At 63.2% G+C, this 15,363-nt stretch carries 14 protein-coding genes and 1 pseudogene; 1 reads left to right on the top strand and 14 read right to left on the bottom strand.

Going from position 1 to position 15,363, the window contains the following annotated elements; all coding sequences use genetic code 11:
• Nucleotides 1-460: 460 nt before the first annotated feature.
• The 10 genes from phoR to alr all read right to left on the bottom strand — a co-directional run bounded on the left by phoR (nt 461) and on the right by alr (nt 10,474).
• A complete protein-coding gene (phoR, locus tag IFU00_17775) occupies nt 461-1,753 on the bottom strand; it encodes a phosphate regulon sensor histidine kinase PhoR (GenBank protein MBD8544134.1) in 1,293 nt (430 codons plus the stop codon).
• An 18-nt stretch (nt 1,754-1,771) separates the two neighbouring features.
• The gene (locus IFU00_17770; GenBank protein ID MBD8544133.1) at nt 1,772-2,458 is read right to left on the bottom strand and encodes a response regulator; all 687 of its coding nucleotides are present in this window, start codon (nt 2,456-2,458) and stop codon (nt 1,772-1,774) included.
• A gap of 2 nt (nt 2,459-2,460) precedes the next feature.
• The gene (gene phoU / locus IFU00_17765) at nt 2,461-3,162 is read right to left on the bottom strand and encodes a phosphate signaling complex protein PhoU (protein MBD8544132.1); all 702 of its coding nucleotides are present in this window, start codon (nt 3,160-3,162) and stop codon (nt 2,461-2,463) included.
• 71 nt (nt 3,163-3,233) lie between these two features.
• Nucleotides 3,234-4,022: a phosphate ABC transporter ATP-binding protein PstB gene (pstB, locus tag IFU00_17760; GenBank protein ID MBD8544131.1), complete on the bottom strand. Its 789-nt coding sequence runs from the start codon at nt 4,020-4,022 to the stop codon at nt 3,234-3,236.
• 36 nt (nt 4,023-4,058) lie between these two features.
• Entirely contained in the window at nt 4,059-4,919 is an 861-nt protein-coding gene (gene pstA / locus IFU00_17755; GenBank protein ID MBD8544130.1) for a phosphate ABC transporter permease PstA, read from the bottom strand.
• Nucleotide 4,920: 1 nt separating this feature from the next.
• On the bottom strand, nt 4,921-5,943 hold the full coding sequence (pstC, locus tag IFU00_17750; GenBank protein ID MBD8544129.1) for a phosphate ABC transporter permease subunit PstC: 1,023 nt from the start codon (nt 5,941-5,943) through the stop codon (nt 4,921-4,923).
• Nucleotides 5,944-6,051: 108 nt separating this feature from the next.
• Nucleotides 6,052-7,086 (bottom strand): phosphate ABC transporter substrate-binding protein PstS, encoded by a 1,035-nt coding sequence (gene pstS / locus IFU00_17745; protein MBD8544128.1) that lies wholly within the window; start codon nt 7,084-7,086, stop codon nt 6,052-6,054.
• 478 nt (nt 7,087-7,564) lie between these two features.
• Entirely contained in the window at nt 7,565-7,885 is a 321-nt protein-coding gene (locus tag IFU00_17740) for a PilZ domain-containing protein (protein MBD8544127.1), read from the bottom strand.
• 93 nt (nt 7,886-7,978) lie between these two features.
• Complete coding sequence (gene radA / locus IFU00_17735) at nt 7,979-9,355, bottom strand: DNA repair protein RadA (GenBank protein ID MBD8544126.1); 1,377 nt, start codon at nt 9,353-9,355, stop codon at nt 7,979-7,981.
• Between the two features lie 12 nt (nt 9,356-9,367).
• Nucleotides 9,368-10,474, bottom strand: a complete 1,107-nt coding sequence (gene alr / locus IFU00_17730; protein ID MBD8544125.1) for an alanine racemase — start codon at nt 10,472-10,474, stop codon at nt 9,368-9,370.
• 160 nt (nt 10,475-10,634) lie between these two features.
• Between alr and lplT the strand changes: the two genes are divergently transcribed.
• Nucleotides 10,635-11,894, top strand: a complete 1,260-nt coding sequence (lplT, locus tag IFU00_17725) for a lysophospholipid transporter LplT (protein MBD8544124.1) — start codon at nt 10,635-10,637, stop codon at nt 11,892-11,894.
• Nucleotides 11,895-12,351: 457 nt separating this feature from the next.
• Here the strand turns inward: lplT and IFU00_17720 are convergent, their stop codons facing one another.
• The 4 genes and pseudogenes from IFU00_17720 to tsaB form a co-directional block, all read right to left on the bottom strand.
• Nucleotides 12,352-13,398, bottom strand: coding sequence for a DUF1853 family protein (locus IFU00_17720; GenBank protein MBD8544123.1), 1,047 nt, complete (start codon nt 13,396-13,398; stop codon nt 12,352-12,354).
• Nucleotides 13,292-14,182, bottom strand: a pseudogene (locus IFU00_17715) (uracil-DNA glycosylase). Before IFU00_17715 ends, IFU00_17720 begins: the two are co-directional and overlap by 107 nt.
• Nucleotides 14,179-14,646 (bottom strand): ribosomal protein S18-alanine N-acetyltransferase, encoded by a 468-nt coding sequence (rimI, locus tag IFU00_17710; protein ID MBD8544122.1) that lies wholly within the window; start codon nt 14,644-14,646, stop codon nt 14,179-14,181. Before rimI ends, IFU00_17715 begins: the two are co-directional and overlap by 4 nt.
• Nucleotides 14,643-15,350, bottom strand: coding sequence for a tRNA (adenosine(37)-N6)-threonylcarbamoyltransferase complex dimerization subunit type 1 TsaB (gene tsaB, locus IFU00_17705; protein ID MBD8544121.1), 708 nt, complete (start codon nt 15,348-15,350; stop codon nt 14,643-14,645). The genes rimI and tsaB overlap by 4 nt, the downstream gene beginning before the upstream one ends.
• Nucleotides 15,351-15,363: the final 13 nt, after the last annotated feature.

Below are 15,363 nucleotides of genomic sequence, written 5' to 3'. Positions count from 1 at the left end.
GAATTGTTGGCCAATTTCCCACTCGCACGACGACGTTTTAACGCCCCTCAATTTCCTAGCCTCAGCTTGCCCAAAAGACAATTAGGGTCAGAGTCGAATTGTTTGACAACTTTCGAAATTGCTCATTAATTCGACTCTGACCCTCATGTTTTTCGGGTCAAAAAAGCCGAAAAAAGTACCTCCATATATTGAGCGATTGCTTTGCTTGCTCGTGCCCATCGTTCTAGTCGAAATCAATTGTTCTTCTCACCAAAACGCCGAAAAAACAATGAGGGTCAGAGTCGAATTGTTTGACAACTTTCGAAGTTGCTCATTAATTCGACTCTGACCCTCATTGTCCCAAACAAACGTTTCCGTACAATTTGTGATCAACCGGACGATCTCCCCGGCATGTCACAAAGTTATCAAACAATTCGACTCTGACCCCAATTGGAAGGCAATTGCTTTTGGTGTTGGAGGGTTACGCTGGTAGCGAGGTGTTCGGGAGCGTGGCGGCGAAGGTGCTGCCTTTGCCGGGTTGCGAGGTGATCGTCAGCTTGCCGCCGTGGCGCAGCAGGACGTGCTTGACAATGGCCAGGCCCAGGCCCGTGCCCTGCGTTTCGCGCGAGCGGCTTTTGTCGACGCGGTAGAAACGCTCGGTCAGCCGCGGGATGTGTTCCGGGTCGATGCCGATGCCGCAGTCGGTTACCGCAAACGCCAGCGCGTCGGGGCCGCGTGACCAGGCCAGGCGGATCGTGCCGCCGTTGGGCGAGTAGCGCACGGCGTTCGACGCCAGATTGGCGAAGGCGCTGCGTAGCTCTTCCATGCTCCCCATCACGTCCGGGCCATCCACCGCCACCTCGATCGTGTGCCGGCCGCCCGACAGCGCGCGTGCTTCAGCGGCGATCGATTCGACCAGAATCTTGATATCCACCCGCTCGCGCTTGAGCGGAAATTCGTCCGACTCCAGCCGCGACAGGGTCAGCATGTCCTGGATCAGCCGCTGCATCCGCTGCGCCTGCTCGGTCATCAGGCTCAGGTGCGCCGTGCGCGTGGCCACGTCCAGGCCCGGATCGGCCATCGCGATTTCGAGGAAGCCCACGATCACCGTCAGCGGCGTGCGCAATTCGTGCGAAGCGTTGGCGATGAAGTCGCGCCGCATCGCTTCGATCCGTTCGGTGTCGGTCGCATCGTGCGTGACCAGGATCTGGCGCCGGTTCTCGAACGGGATGATGCGGCATTCGATCTTGCGGCCTCTGAACGCCAGCGTCAGCGGCTGCTCGTAGCGGCCCAGAATGATGTAGTCGATGAAGTCGGGATGGCGCACCAGATTGGTCACGCGCAGGCCCTTGTCGCGCTCCATCGTCAGGCCCAGATGGCGCTCGAGCGCCGGGTTGCACCACTCCAAAAACAGCACGTCGTCCATGATCGCGACGCCTTCCGGCAGCAGGTGCATCGCCTGGCGGAAGCGGGCCAGCCATTCCGTGAGTTCAGCCTGGTGCTTCTTGTCGTCGCGCCGCAGGTGGTACAGGCGCGCGAACGCTTCGGTCCAGGCGCCCCAGCCATCCGGCAGGCGCGTCTCTTGCGGATGCTCGAGCCATTCGCCCAGCTTCTGCAGATACGACAGCTGGACGATGATGGCCGTGACGGTGGCGGCCAGCGCCAGCGACAGCCCGGCCACCAGCCCCAGCCACCACCAGACGAGGCCCGCAAAGGCAAACAACAGCCCCAGGCGCAACAGCGCCGGGACCCAGAACAGCAATTTGGGATTCATCGCGTCCTTCGACACAGACTATTTTTCGGACAGCATGTAGCCAACGCTGCGCACCGTGCGGATCAGGCCATCGGCCGATTTCAGCGCCTTGCGCAGCCGCAGCACGTGCACGTCGACCGTGCGCTCTTCGATCACCGCATGGTCGCCCCACACCTTGTCGAGCAACTGGGCGCGCGAAAACACGCGCTCGCGGTGCGCCAGCAGGTACTTGAGCAGCTTGTATTCGGCATTACCGATGTCGATCTGCTGGTTATCGACCGTCACGGTGCAGCTGTTCGGATCGAGCGTCACGCTACCGGCGCGCAGCGGCGCCTCGGCCAGGTGCGGGCTCTTGCGGCGCAGCAGCGCGCGCGAACGGGCCAGCAGCTCGCGTGGCGAGAACGGCTTGGTGATGTAGTCGTCGGCGCCGCTGTTCAGGCCCGCCAGCTTGTCTTCTTCCATGCTCTTGGCGGTCAACATGATGACCGGCAGCTCCTGGAAGTCGCGGTCGGCGCGCAGGCGCGACAGCAGGCGCAGGCCGCTCTGGTCGGGCAGCATCCAGTCCAGCAGCAGCAGGTCGGGCTTGCCCCGGCTGATGCTGTCCCAGGCGCCGGCCGCCGTATCGGCCGTGCGGATTTCCCAGCCTGCTTCGCGCAGCGAATAAGTCACCAGCTCGACGATCGCCGGCTCGTCCTCGACCACGAGGACGGAGGTGGTGTCAGCCATGCTCACAGTACCGGCGGCTCGCCGAGCGTCGGCTTGCTGTGGCGGATGTCGCGGCCTTCGACCACGTAGATCACGTACTCGGCGATGTTCTTGGCATGGTCGCCGATACGCTCGATGGCCTTGGCCACCCACAGCGTGTCGAGCGCCGACGAAATCGTGCGCGGGTCTTCCATCATGAACGTGACCATCGTGCGCAGGATGACGCGGAACTCGTGGTCGACCACTTCGTCGCCCGCAATGATCTGCAGGGCCTGCTTGCCGTCCAGGCGCGCGAACGCGTCGAGCGAATCGTGCAGCAGTTCGGACGTCGCCTTGGCGATCGTGCGGATCATGTCGAAATGGGCAAAGCCCGTCGCGCCCCGCTCGTGCAGGCTTTTCGCCGTGCGCGCGACCTTGGTCGCTTCGTCGCCGATGCGCTCGAGGTCGGTGATCACCTTGATGGTGGCCATCACGGTGCGCAGGTCGTTCGCGGTCGGCTGGCGTTTCACGATCAGGTGGCTGCAGGCGTCGTCCAGCGCGACTTCAAGCTGGTTGACAGCCTGGTCTTCGGCCATCACGCGCTCGGCGCGCGCGATGTCGCCGATGCGGAAGCATTCCAGCGCTTCTTCGAACTGGGTTTCCACCATGCCGCCCATCAGCAAGACCTGGGAACGGATCCCTTCGAGTTCCTGGTCGTACTGCTTGGATGAATGCTCGCCTGTCATACAAACTCTCCGTCAATATTCTTGTGAAGCCGGACCAAGTGGGCCGGCCGATAAAGTCTCAGCCTGTTCGATCAACCGAAACGGCCGGTAATATAGTCTTGCGTTTCCTTGCGCGCCGGCTTCATGAAGATCTGGTCGGTCTCGCCGAATTCGACCAGCTCGCCGAGGTACATATAGGCGGTGTAGTCGGAGCAGCGCGCGGCCTGCTGCATATTGTGGGTCACGATCGTGATCGTGTAATCCTGTTTCAGTTCGCTGATCAGTTCTTCGATCTTGGCGGTCGAGATCGGATCCAGGGCCGAGGTCGGCTCATCGAGCAGCAGCACGTCGGGCTTGACCGCCACGCCGCGCGCGATGCACAGGCGCTGTTGCTGGCCGCCCGACAGCGACAGGCCGCTCTTGGACAGCTTGTCCTTGGCTTCTTCCCACAGCGCCGCCTTTTTCAGGGCCCACTCGACGCGCTCGTCCATCTCGCCTTTCGAGAGGTTTTCGTACAGGCGCACGCCGAACGCGATGTTGTCGTAGATCGACATCGGGAACGGGGTCGGCTTCTGGAACACCATGCCGACCTTGGCACGCAGCATGTTCACGTCAACGCCTGCGTCGAGGATATTGCCGCCGCGGTACATGATCTTGCCTTCGGCGCGCTGGCCCGGGTACAGGTCGTACATCCGGTTGAGGGTGCGCAGCAGCGTCGACTTGCCGCAGCCCGATGGGCCGATGAAGGCCGTCACCTGCTTGGCGTGGATGTCGAGGCTGACATTCTTCAGACTCTGCGTTTTACCGTAAAAGAAGTTCAGGCCTTCGATTTCGATCGTCTTGGCTTTGGCCGCAGCCGGGGTCGGAGTCGTATTGAGCATGGCTTGGTTCATCACTTTATCGTTTATCAGAGTGAATTAATTCGGGGTTTTTTGGCTGAACAGCGTACGCGACAGAATGTTCAGCAACAACACGGTCGTGGTCACCAGCAATGCACCGGCCCAGGCCAGCGAGCGCCAGTCGTCATACGGGCTCATGGCGTAGGTGTAGATCACCACCGGCAGGTTCGCCAGCGGCGCATTCATGTCATGGCTGTAGAACTGGTTGTTCAGCGCGGTGAACAGCAGCGGCGCGGTTTCACCCGTGACGCGGGCGACAGCCAGCAGCACGCCGGTCACGACGCCGGCCTTGACAGCGCGCAGGCGCACGGTCAGGGCGACCTTCCAGTGCGGCGCGCCCAGCGCGTAGGCCGCTTCGAGCAGGCTCGGCGGTACCAGGCGCAGCATATTGTCTGTGGTGCGCACGACGACCGGGATGGCGATCAGCGACAGCGCGATCGTACCGGCGTAGCCCGAAAAGTGCTGGACCTTGGCGACGTAGATCGCGTACACGAACAGGCCGATCACGATCGACGGGGCCGACAGCATGATGTCGGTCACGAAGCGCGTGACTTGCGCGAACTTGTTGTTCTCGCCGTATTCAGCCAGATAGATACCGGCCAGGATGCCGACCGGCGTGCTGATGAGCGTCGACAGGCCGACCATCATCACGCTGCCGAGAATGGCATTGCGCAAGCCGCCGCCAGGCGTGCCCGGGGCTGGCGTGTCAGCCGTGAACAGCGTGGCCGACAAGCCGCCCAGGCCGTTGTACAGCAGCGTGAACAGAATCCAGGCCAGGAAGGCCAGACCGATGCCCATCGCGCACACCGACAGCGTGATGCCAATGCGGTGCGCCAGCAGGCGACGGCGATACACCGGGTTCTTGGTAGCAGTGTTCATCTTATTTCGTACCTTCGTTACGGGACATACCGAGCAGCATGATCTTGGCCGCCGACAGCACGATGAACGTGATGCCAAACAGGATCAGTGCCAGCGCAAACAGCGACGACGAATGCAGCGTGCTGGCCGCTTCGGCAAATTCGTTGGCGAGCGTCGACGAAATCGAATTACCCGGCGAGAACAGCGAAGCCGACAGCGAGTGCGCGTTACCGATCACGAACGTCACGGCCATCGTCTCGCCGAGCGCGCGGCCCAGGCCCAGCATGACGCCACCCACCACACCGTTGCGGGTATATGGCAGCACGACCTTGCGCACCACTTCCCAGCGGGTGCAACCGAGGCCATACGCCGATTCCTTCAGCACGGTCGGCACGATCTCGAACACGTCGCGCATCACCGAGGCGATGAACGGGATGATCATGATTGCCAGAATCAGGCCGGCGGTCATGATGCCGATGCCCATCGTCGGGCCCTGGAAGATGACGCCGATGACCGGCAACTGGCCGATGGTTTCCTTCAGCAGCGGCTGCACGTGGTCGGCGAACATCGGCGCGAACACGAACAGGCCCCACATGCCGTAAATGATCGACGGCACGCCGGCGAGCAGTTCGACAGCGGTGCCCAGCGGGCGGCGCAGCCAGGCCGGGCAGATTTCGGTCAGGAACAGCGCGATGCCGAAGCTGATCGGAAACGCGACAGCCAATGCGATGATCGAGGTGGCCAGCGTGCCCCAGATGGCGATCATCGCGCCGAACTCGTCGTTGACCGGATCCCACTCGACGCGGGTGATGAAGCCCGGGCCAAACTGCGAGAACGCCGGCGCGGCGCCGATGGCCAGCGAGATGATGATCCCGATCAGCACCGCCAGGACCGTGGCAGCAAACAGCAGCGTGATTTTGTGGAAGAAGAAGTCCTGGATGCGCTGGTTGCGCATCGTCGTGCGCAGTGCAGCGTAACGGCGGGCGTCTTCGGCTGCTGCCTTTTCAGGCAGGTCCTGCACGGACAAGGATGGGTGGGCGCTCATATGTGTGGAAGACTCGCTATAAGACTCGTAATCAATATCGTTTTGTCAATATTGCTGGCATGCAGAAGGACCGGTCGGGCCGGTCCTTCGATGATGAAAACTAGTGGATTACCAGAGCGCCTTACCGGTGGTGTCTTTCAGATTGGTGCGCCAGGCGTCCTGCACCAGCTTGATGACTGGCGCAGGCATTGGCACGTAGTCGAGTTCAGCAGCCGAGGCGGCGCCGTTCTTGTATGACCAGTCGAAGAACTTCAGCACTTCCTTGCCCTTGGCCGCGTCCTGGGCCTTGTGCACGAGGATGTACGACGCGCCCGTGACTGGCCAGCTGTCCTTGCCTGGCTGGTCGGTCAGGATGACCGCAAAGCCCGGGGTACCCGACCAGTTGGCGCCGGCAGCGGCGGCCTTGAAGGCGTCGTCGCTTGGTTGCAGGAACACGCCATCCTTGTTCTGGAGCTGGGTGTGCGACATCTTGTTCTTCTTGGCGTAGGCCCACTCGACGTAGCCGATGCCGCCCTTAATGCGCTGCACGTTGGCGGCGACGCCTTCGTTGCCCTTGCCGCCCACGCCCACTGCCCACTTGACGGTGGTGCCGGCGCCGACCTTGGTCTTCCACTCCGGGCTCGACTTCGACAGGAAATCGGTCCACAGGAACGACGTGCCCGAGCTGTCGGCGCGGCGCACGACGGTGATCTCGGCGTCCGGCAATTTCACGCCAGGGTTCAGCGCGGCGATCTGCGGCGCATTCCACTTGACGATCTTGCCCATGTAGATGTCGGCGATGACGGCGCCGCTCAGTTTCATCTGGCCCGGGGCGATGCCCGCCAGATTGACGATCGGCACGACGCCGCCCATCACGGCCGGGAACTGGAACAGGCCGGCGGCGTTGAGTTCAGCGGCTGCCAGTGGCATGTCGGACGCGCCGAAGTCGACGGTCTTGGCCTTGATCTGCTTGATGCCGGCGCCGGAACCGACCGACTGGTAGTTCAGGCCATTGCCCGATGCTGCCTTGTACAGCTCGGCCCATTTGGCGTAGATCGGATAAGGGAACGTCGCGCCTGCGCCGGTGATGTTGGCGGCCTGTGCGGTTGCGGTGAATGCCGAAGCGGCAACGGCAATCGAAACGAAGAGATGCTTCATGCGCATATCTGATCCTCTGAAAATAGAACGACGGGACGATCCCGCTGACGATGAAGCGCAGTCTAGCGGGCGAATATGACAAGTTCATGACATATTCTGAAATGTGACACGAACATGACACGGCCGCAAGCATGGCATTGCCGGTGGGGACGCGGCGCGCGGCTGGGCGTGCACCAATATTTTTCCACCTTCGCCAGCCTTGTAAATACCGTGTCAGCTGCTAACCTGAAGTGTCGTCTTCACATGGAGGGAATGCCCAACGGCGTTGATGATTGTATGCTGGACATGATGGTCATGGGGATCCTGGGCGGGCTGGCGGCACTGGTCGCGTTCGAGATCTACCAGGAAGTACGTGGCAGTGCCAGGGAACTCGAAGACCGCTATCACGAATAGCGACAAACCCGCTCAGCGGGTCAGACAGCAAGCGGCGAGGCCTCAGGGCGCTCGCCGCTTGTCGCATGGCGCGTCGATGTCAGCATTACTGTCAGCGCAGGAAGCGCGCCAGCGCGGTCACGGCTGCCAGGTCAAGGCTCTGAAACTGAAACCCCACCTTGTACTCACCGCCGCTGAAAATGCAGTGCAGCGCTTTGGCACGCGTGTCGATCGTCGTGAAGCGACCGTCGATCATCAGGTCGAAACGCAGCTGGCTGGCGAGTCCGACCGGCATCGGGTCGGGGATGTTGACACTGATGCCGTTGGGGCTGACATCGACGCTCTTGCCGATGAATGGCGCCCGACCGTCAATGGCCAGCAAGACTTTGGTACGCAATACTTTGCGCGGGGACTGCCTCTGCTCTTGTAACACGTGTTTCCCATGATGCCTGAAAAGAGACAATATTATAGGAACATCCACAGGATCCGGCACGACATTGTTGCGCCGTGCCGGTTTGCCATGCGCCTAGTCGAGTTCGCGCAGTTTGTTGAACGCTTCTTCGATGCGTTCGACGGCGATGATCGTCATGCCCTCGATTTTCTGCTTCGGCGCATTCGCCTTCGGGATCACGGCAATCGAAAAGCCCAGCTTGGCCGCTTCGCGCAAGCGTTCCTGGCCACGCGGCGCCGGCCGGATTTCACCGGCCAGGCCCACTTCGCCGAATACCACGAGCCCGCGCGGCAACGGTTTGCTGCGCATCGATGAATTGATCGCCAGGAGCACGGCCAGGTCGGCCGCCGGCTCCGTGATCTTCACGCCACCCACTGCGTTGATGAACACGTCCTGGTCGAATGCGGCGATGCCGGCATGGCGGTGCAGCACCGCCAGCAGCATCGCCAGGCGGTTCTGCTCGAGACCAACCGACAGGCGGCGCGCATTGGGCAGGTGGCTCGTGTCGACCAGCGCCTGGATCTCGACCAGCAGCGGGCGCGTGCCTTCCTGCGTGACCATGACGCATGAACCCGGCACCGGCGTGTCGTGCTGCGACAGGAACAGCGCGGATGGATTCGACACGCCTTTCAGGCCTTTTTCGGTCATCGCGAACACACCCAGCTCGTTGACGGCGCCGAAGCGGTTCTTGATCGCCCGCACGAGGCGGAAGCTCGACTGCGTGTCGCCCTCGAAATACAGCACCGTGTCGACGATGTGTTCGAGCACGCGCGGGCCGGCCAGCGCGCCCTCTTTCGTCACGTGGCCGACCAGGATGATCGTCACGCCGGTCTGCTTGGCCACGCGCGTCAGCTGGGCCGCGCATTCGCGCACCTGGGCCACCGAACCGGGCGCGGACGTCAGGGCATCCGAATACACGGTCTGGATCGAATCGATCACCGCAACTTCGGGCTTGAGGTCGGCGATCGTACCGAGGATTTTCTCGAGCTGGATCTCGGCCTGCAGTTTCAGGTCTTGCGCGTCGACCGCGAGCCGGCGCGCACGCAGCGCGATCTGGGCGCCGGATTCTTCACCGCTGACATATAACGTGGAGCGGGTTTTTGACAGGCTGGCCAGCGCCTGCAGCAGCAGCGTGGATTTGCCGATGCCCGGGTCGCCGCCAATGAGCACGACGCCGCCGGCCACCAGGCCGCCGCCCAGCACGCGGTCGAATTCCTCGATGCCGGTGCCAAAACGCGGCACGTCGATCGCCTCGATATCGGCCAGCGACAGCACTGGTGCTGTCTGCGCCAGCGCGCGGTGCGGAGTTTGGGACATGCGGTTCACGCCGGGCGCCTCGACGACGGTTTCAACCATCGTGTTCCAGGCCTTGCAGTCGGCGCACTGGCCCATCCAGCGGGTGGCGATTGCGCCGCATTCGGAGCAGGTGTAATTGGTTTTTGCTTTTGCCATGTTCTCTATCGGTTATCCATCGGTGCCCAGGCGGCCTTCGGCGATGCGCACGCGCGGCGCGACGGCGCACATCAGCTCGTAGCCGATCGTGCCGGCGGCCTGCGCGACGTCGTCGATCGGCAGGCCATCGCCCCACAGCGTGACCTTGCTGCCGATGCGCGCATTGGGTACGGGTGAGAGGTCGACCGTCATCATGTCCATCGAGACGCGGCCGATCAGCCCCGTGCGCACGCCATCGACGATCACCGGCGTGCCATGCGGCGCGCTGCGCGGGTAGCCGTCCGCATAGCCACAGGCGACGACGCCGATCGTCATCGGGCCGTCGGCCACGAAGCGGCTGCCGTAGCCGACCGTGTCGCCACGCTCGATGTGCTGGATGCCGATGATTTCCGAGCGCAGCGTCATGGTCGGGCGCAGGCCGAAATCGCTGGCGCTGCGGCCACCCGGCGTGCCGCCGTACAGCATGATGCCGGGACGGACCCAGTCGTTGGACAGGTGCTCTGCAAGCTCAGCCTGATGCAGCACGCCGCCCGAATTGGACAGGCTGCGCTCGCCGGGCAGGTCGCCGGCGCCGGTCTGGAAGCGGCGCACCTGTTCGGCGATCGTCAGCAACGGATGTTCGAGCTCGTCAGCGTTGGCAAAGTGCGTCATGTGCGTGATGTTGCGCACGTCGGGGATCGCGCGCAGCCGTTTGTAGGCGGCCGCGTATTCGTCCGGGCGCAGGCCCAGGCGGTTCATCCCCGTGTTCATTTTCAGATAGACGTCGATCGGGCGGTAGAGCTGGGTGTATTCGAGCAGCTTGATCTGTTCGACCGAGTGCACGGCTGTGACGATATTGTGTTCGGCCAGCAGGGGCACGTCGGCTGCTTCGAAGAATCCCTCTAATAACAGGATCGGCTTGATCCAGCCGAGTTCGCGCAGGCGGATGGCGTTTTCGAGCTCGATCAGGGCCAGGCCGTCGGCCGTGGCGAAGCCGTGCATCGCGCGTTCCAGGCCGTGGCCGTAGGCATCGGCTTTGACGACCGCCCAGATCTTCGCCATAGGCGCGCAGGTGCGGGCCTGCGACAGATTGTGCTGCATCGAGTCGGGGTGGATGGTGGCAAAGAGTGGGCGCGGCATGGTCGGCGATCGGGATGAAACCGGTACGAAAAGTTGGAGTGGCTATTCTACCGGAGCAGGCCACCGGGCGTTGCCGGTGCAGCCACGGCGCATTGTACGGCTTCGCCACGCCAGCCATTCATGGTATAAAGCAACCCGGACCGAACTTTAGAATTTTAGAATGAACCGTGGTTTTTATACCATCATGGCGGCGCAGTTCTTCTCGTCGCTGGCAGATAACGCGCTCCTGTTTGTCGCGATCAGCCTGCTCGTCGCAATGGACGCCCCGGCATCGCTCACTCCGCTGCTGAAGCTGTCGTTCGTCCTGTTCTATGTGTTGCTGGCCGCCTTCGTCGGCGCCTTCGCCGACGCGCTCAACAAGGGCCGCGTGATGTTCATCGCGAACATCATCAAGGTGTTCGGCTGCGCGCTGATGTTCTTCACGGTGCACCCATTGATTTCGTACGCCGTCGTCGGCTTTGGCGCGGCTGTGTATTCGCCTGCCAAGTACGGCATCCTGACCGAATTGCTGCCGCCAGAAAAACTGGTGCCGGCCAATGGCTGGATCGAAGGCTTGACGGTGATGTCGATCATCCTCGGCACTGTGCTGGGCGGCACGCTGGTCAGCCCGCGCGGCTCGGGCTTTTTGCTCTCGTTCGACCTGCTGCCGAACCTGGGCATCGACACGCCGGCCGAGGCCGCAATGGCCGTCGTCGTCGCAATCTATATCCTGGCCGCCATCTTCAACCTGCGCATCCCAGACACCGGCGCGCGCTACGAGCACCAGGAACGCAATCCGATCAAGCTCATCACCGACTTCGCCAATTGCTCGGCCACGCTGTGGCGTGACAAGCTGGGCCAGATTTCGCTGGCCGTAACAACGCTGTTCTGGGGCGCCGGCGCCACGCTGCAATTCATCGTGCTCAAGTGGGCCGAAGCATCGCTCGGGCTGCCGCTGGACCAGGCGACGAACCTGATCGGCGTGGTTGCGATCGGCGTCGCACTGGGCGCCGCCATGGCCGCCCGCATGATCCCGCTGCGCAAGTCGCTCACGGTGATCCCGATGGGCATCATCATGGGCCTGGTGGTGACCAGCATGGTATTCGTAAAATCGGTCACGCTGGCCTACCCGCTGCTGGCCTTCATCGGCTTCCTGTCGGGCTTCTTCGTGGTCCCGATGAACGCGCTGCTGCAGCACCGCGGCCACGTCCTGATGAGCGCCGGCCACTCCATCGCGGTGCAGAACTTCAACGAGAACCTGTCGATCCTGACGATGCTCGCCGCTTACGCGGTCATGATCACGCTGAACCTCGACCTGAACATCATCATCGTCATCTTCGGCCTGTCCGTCGCCGGCATCATGCTGCTGATCCAACGCCGCCACCTGATGAACCAGCGCGAACACGACTCCCTCGGCCTGATCGGCGAAGGCAAACACTAAACTAGGGTCAGTGTCGAATTGTTTGACAACGTTTCGCCTGACCTCTTTCCGTGAAGATTGCCCTGCCCGGCATATGCCGCAGGCAATAGCTCACCACAGCCACTCTGTCCCTACTTTCTCCGCATTCGCGAGAAATTGCTCAATAATTCGACTCTGACCCTAATTGTTTGGCGGGCCTGATTTTGCCGGGCAATACGCCTTTGTCAGCGCATTCCGAACCGATTCAGTCACCGGCTGAATCTGATGCCGGCAGTCAAACCAAACGAATCCAGCAAGCAAAAAAATAATGGGGGTCAGAGTCGAATTGTTTGACAACTTTGGGGAATTGCCCATTAAATCTACTCTGACCCTAATTTGTTTGGTGGGCTCAACGGCGAGGTTCGAGGCAGGGTCGGGGGCTATTTATTGGGCAATTCGGGAAATTGCTCAATAAATCGACTCTGACCCTCATTGAGGATTAGGGGTGGGCGGTTTGGGCGCGGGTGCGCCAGTCGTTGGGGACGATGAAGCCGCGGTCCGCTTCTTCCAGTGCGTTGTCTTGTGGGCGGACGCGCGCGATCAGCGCTGGGGTGTTTGAGATGGCGAAGCGGTCGGTCAGTTCGGCTGCCAGTTGTGCGCGGGTCATTGTCCAAGTCGGTGAAGCGATGCGCAGTGGCGCCAGCCATTCGAGTTTTGGCAGGATCACGTAGATGTCGTCGGGCAGATTGTCCAGCTCGCTCAGTGCGCACCAGAAGCCGCGGCAATGGCCTTGGGTGATGCCTTGCATTGCCGGCCAGCTGCCGGCGGGGTAGAACAGCCAGCCTTTGACTAAAGCGCCGGCTTTGTCGACGGGACGTGGCAATTGCGCTTGCGCGGCCGGGTGCTGGCCCAGCGCGAGCTGGCGTTCGAAGATCTTGCGCATCTTCAGGCCCAGCGTGTCGGCCAGGTTCGGGCCGACCAATGTGTCGAGGCCCCCTGAGCCGCCTTCGCCCTGCAGATAGAATTTGGTGGCGAACTCGATGTGTTCCAGCGCATCCGGGCCATTTTCGAGCAGGAAGTCGAATTCGCCGACCGTGTCGTTGCGGTTGGCGCGGATTTGCAGGCCGTGCGCCACCAGCCGGCCCTGCTGCGCGAAGTAGAACGCCATCAGCTTTTCGGCGTACAGCCCCAGTCGCGTGTACGGTTTCTCGCCGAGCGCGGCGTTCAGGTCTGCTGGGTCGGCGTCCAACTGCGCCAGCCACGTGGCGACCTCGTCCGTAACCGGGCCCAGCGTGGCCACGCGCCCGGCCCATGCGGGTGCTGCGCCATCGAGCAGGTCGGGCGAATCAAGCAGCCAGGCCAACGCGCGCACCGGCGGCAGCGTCAGGTGCCGCCAGCGCGCGTGGAACGCGGCCTGATAACTAGGTGCGGGGTACAAGCGAACGCGCCCGGCACAGGTCAGCCCAGGCCAGCGCCTTGTCGGCGCCGCGCAGCAGCAATTCGCCTGGATGGAGGGTGGCGACCAGCGGCACTTCGCCCAGCGCATGCACCTGACCACGTACGCCGGCCAGCGGCTCGTTCAGCGCGCGGCCCAGCAGGCCGTTGGCGGCGACCTGCCCCATCGTCAGCACCGTCGTTGCGCCCGTCAGCGCCAGCTCGCGCTCCAGGAACGGCCGGCACGCCGTGATTTCGTCAAGCGTCGGCGCGCGCTCGCCGCCCCTGGCGTTGACCGGGCGGCACTTCACCAGCGGCGTGACATACGCATCGCGCTCGCGCGACAGGCCGACCGCGTGCAACATATTGTCCAGCAGCTTGCCCGGATCACCCGTCAGCGGCTGGCCCGCCTGCTCGTCGAGCGCGCTTGGCGTGCCGGCGGCGATCAGCCAGACCGCCTGGCGCGGCCCGCTGCCATACACGGGCTTGCGCCCTTCTCCGCATGCGCAGTCCTTGCAGCCGGCAATCGCCTGGCGCAAGCCCGCCCAGTCGAGCGTCGACACGTCGGGGGCGGCCGGGGCGGCGGTACTGCCGTCGTCCCACGCAGCGTCAGTGGCGACGGGCGGCGGATTGCGATACGGCGGCGCCGACAGCGGCGTCATCCCGCGCGCGAGCGGGGCAGGATCGGGGACCGGCACCGGTGCAGAAGCCGGAACAACCGCCGGCGCAGAAGCAGTTGCCACCGCCGGCGCAGTGTCGCCAGCGAAATCAACATCGCTGGCGACAACATCGTCACCAGCAGCATCCGCGGAAGGCGCAGCCGTCCGTAACTGCCACAACGGCCCGATCCCCATCTCGTTCAGGAACAGCGCATCGCGCCCGCTCACGGTCTTCATAAATCCAGCCTCATCACGATGGCATCTTCACGGCCCGCGGCGCCGGCCGGATAATAGCCCTTGCGGCGCCCGATATGGACATAGCCATGGCGCCGGTACACGTCCAGCGCGCGCTCGTTCGACGGCCGCACCTCGAGCAGGATCGACGTCATGCCCTGACTGCGCGCGCGCGCCGCGAGCACGGCCAGCAAGCGCCGGCCCAATCCCTGGCGCTGGCGACTCGCCGCCACGGCGACGTCGAGCAGGTGCGCTTCGTCCAGTGCGTACATCAACAGGTAGTAGCCTGCCAGCGCACCCGCGCCATCGCGCACGGTCCAGCAATCGTAGCCGCTGTTGAGCGAGTCGATGAAGTTCCCGCGACTCCAGGGAAACGGAAACACGCTCGCCTCCAGCGCGCACACCTCGCCCACATCGGCCGCCGTCATCGGCGCCAGTTGCAGGCCAAGATCTTGCAGGTCGCTCATGCGGCGGCCTTGGCGGCATTGATCACCAGGCGCTCGGCGGTGGTGAACGCGATCTTGTTGCGCAGGTAAATCGGCTGCGCCTGCGCCGCCGGCACGCCCTGCCCGGCCGCCAGCGCCCCAACGGCAAGGGGCGCCATCTCGCGCGCATGCGGCACGATGTCCGCCATGGCGCCGGCAGCAAATGCCTGTCCGGCGAACGCGTCGGCATACGCCTCGAAGCCGTTGCCGCATGCCTGCAGACCAGCAACCGCCAGCGGCGCCACGGCCTGCGGCGCGCTCAGCGTGGGCGCCACGACTTCGTACCATGCGCCATCGAAGCGGTACTGCGCCCAATAGACTTCGCCCATGCGCGCGTCGAGCACGGTCAATACTTCGGTCGTGCCGCAGCGCGCCCGGCAGCTTTCAGCCATCGCTGCCAGCGTCACCATCGGCAGCACCGGCAGATTGGCGCCGTACGCCAATCCCTGCGCGACGCCGCAGGCAGTGCGCACACCGGTAAACGAGCCGGGACCGGCCCCGAAGGCAATGGCGTCGCAGTCCGCCAGCGCAATGCCTGCTTCGCGCAGCAGTTCCTGCACCATCGGCAGGATCGATTGCGAGTGGCTGCGCACGCCAGCCGTGGCACGGGAAATGACGGCATCGTTGACCAGGAGCGCGCAAGACGCCAGCTCGGCCGAGGTTTCAATGGCAAGAATGGTAGGCATCCCGTATTTTAAC

The sequence above is a fragment of the Oxalobacteraceae sp. CFBP 8761 genome (assembly GCA_014841595.1).
GTDB lineage: Bacteria > Pseudomonadota > Gammaproteobacteria > Burkholderiales > Burkholderiaceae_D > Telluria.
The sequence above is the reverse complement of the archived record's forward strand: the minus strand, read 5'-3'. Positions and strand labels throughout refer to the sequence as shown.

Bases quoted from the DNA above. Each gene is read 5' to 3' on its own strand.
- phoR (MBD8544134.1), bottom strand. From the start codon at position 1,753: ATGAATCCCAAATTGCTGTTCTGGGTCCCGGCGCTGTTGCGCCTGGGG.
- IFU00_17770 (MBD8544133.1), bottom strand. From the start codon at position 2,458: ATGGCTGACACCACCTCCGTCCTCGTGGTCGAGGACGAGCCGGCGATC.
- phoU (MBD8544132.1), bottom strand. From the start codon at position 3,162: ATGACAGGCGAGCATTCATCCAAGCAGTACGACCAGGAACTCGAAGGG.
- pstB (MBD8544131.1), bottom strand. From the start codon at position 4,022: ATGCTCAATACGACTCCGACCCCGGCTGCGGCCAAAGCCAAGACGATC.
- pstA (MBD8544130.1), bottom strand. From the start codon at position 4,919: ATGAACACTGCTACCAAGAACCCGGTGTATCGCCGTCGCCTGCTGGCG.
- pstC (MBD8544129.1), bottom strand. From the start codon at position 5,943: ATGAGCGCCCACCCATCCTTGTCCGTGCAGGACCTGCCTGAAAAGGCA.
- pstS (MBD8544128.1), bottom strand. From the start codon at position 7,086: ATGCGCATGAAGCATCTCTTCGTTTCGATTGCCGTTGCCGCTTCGGCA.
- radA (MBD8544126.1), bottom strand. From the start codon at position 9,355: ATGGCAAAAGCAAAAACCAATTACACCTGCTCCGAATGCGGCGCAATC.
- alr (MBD8544125.1), bottom strand. From the start codon at position 10,474: ATGCCGCGCCCACTCTTTGCCACCATCCACCCCGACTCGATGCAGCAC.
- lplT (MBD8544124.1), top strand. From the start codon at position 10,635: ATGAACCGTGGTTTTTATACCATCATGGCGGCGCAGTTCTTCTCGTCG.
- IFU00_17720 (MBD8544123.1), bottom strand. From the start codon at position 13,398: ATGCGCTGGGCGAAGTGCCGCTGGTCGCCACCCTCCATCCAGGCGAAT.
- rimI (MBD8544122.1), bottom strand. From the start codon at position 14,646: ATGAGCGACCTGCAAGATCTTGGCCTGCAACTGGCGCCGATGACGGCG.
- tsaB (MBD8544121.1), bottom strand. From the start codon at position 15,350: ATGCCTACCATTCTTGCCATTGAAACCTCGGCCGAGCTGGCGTCTTGC.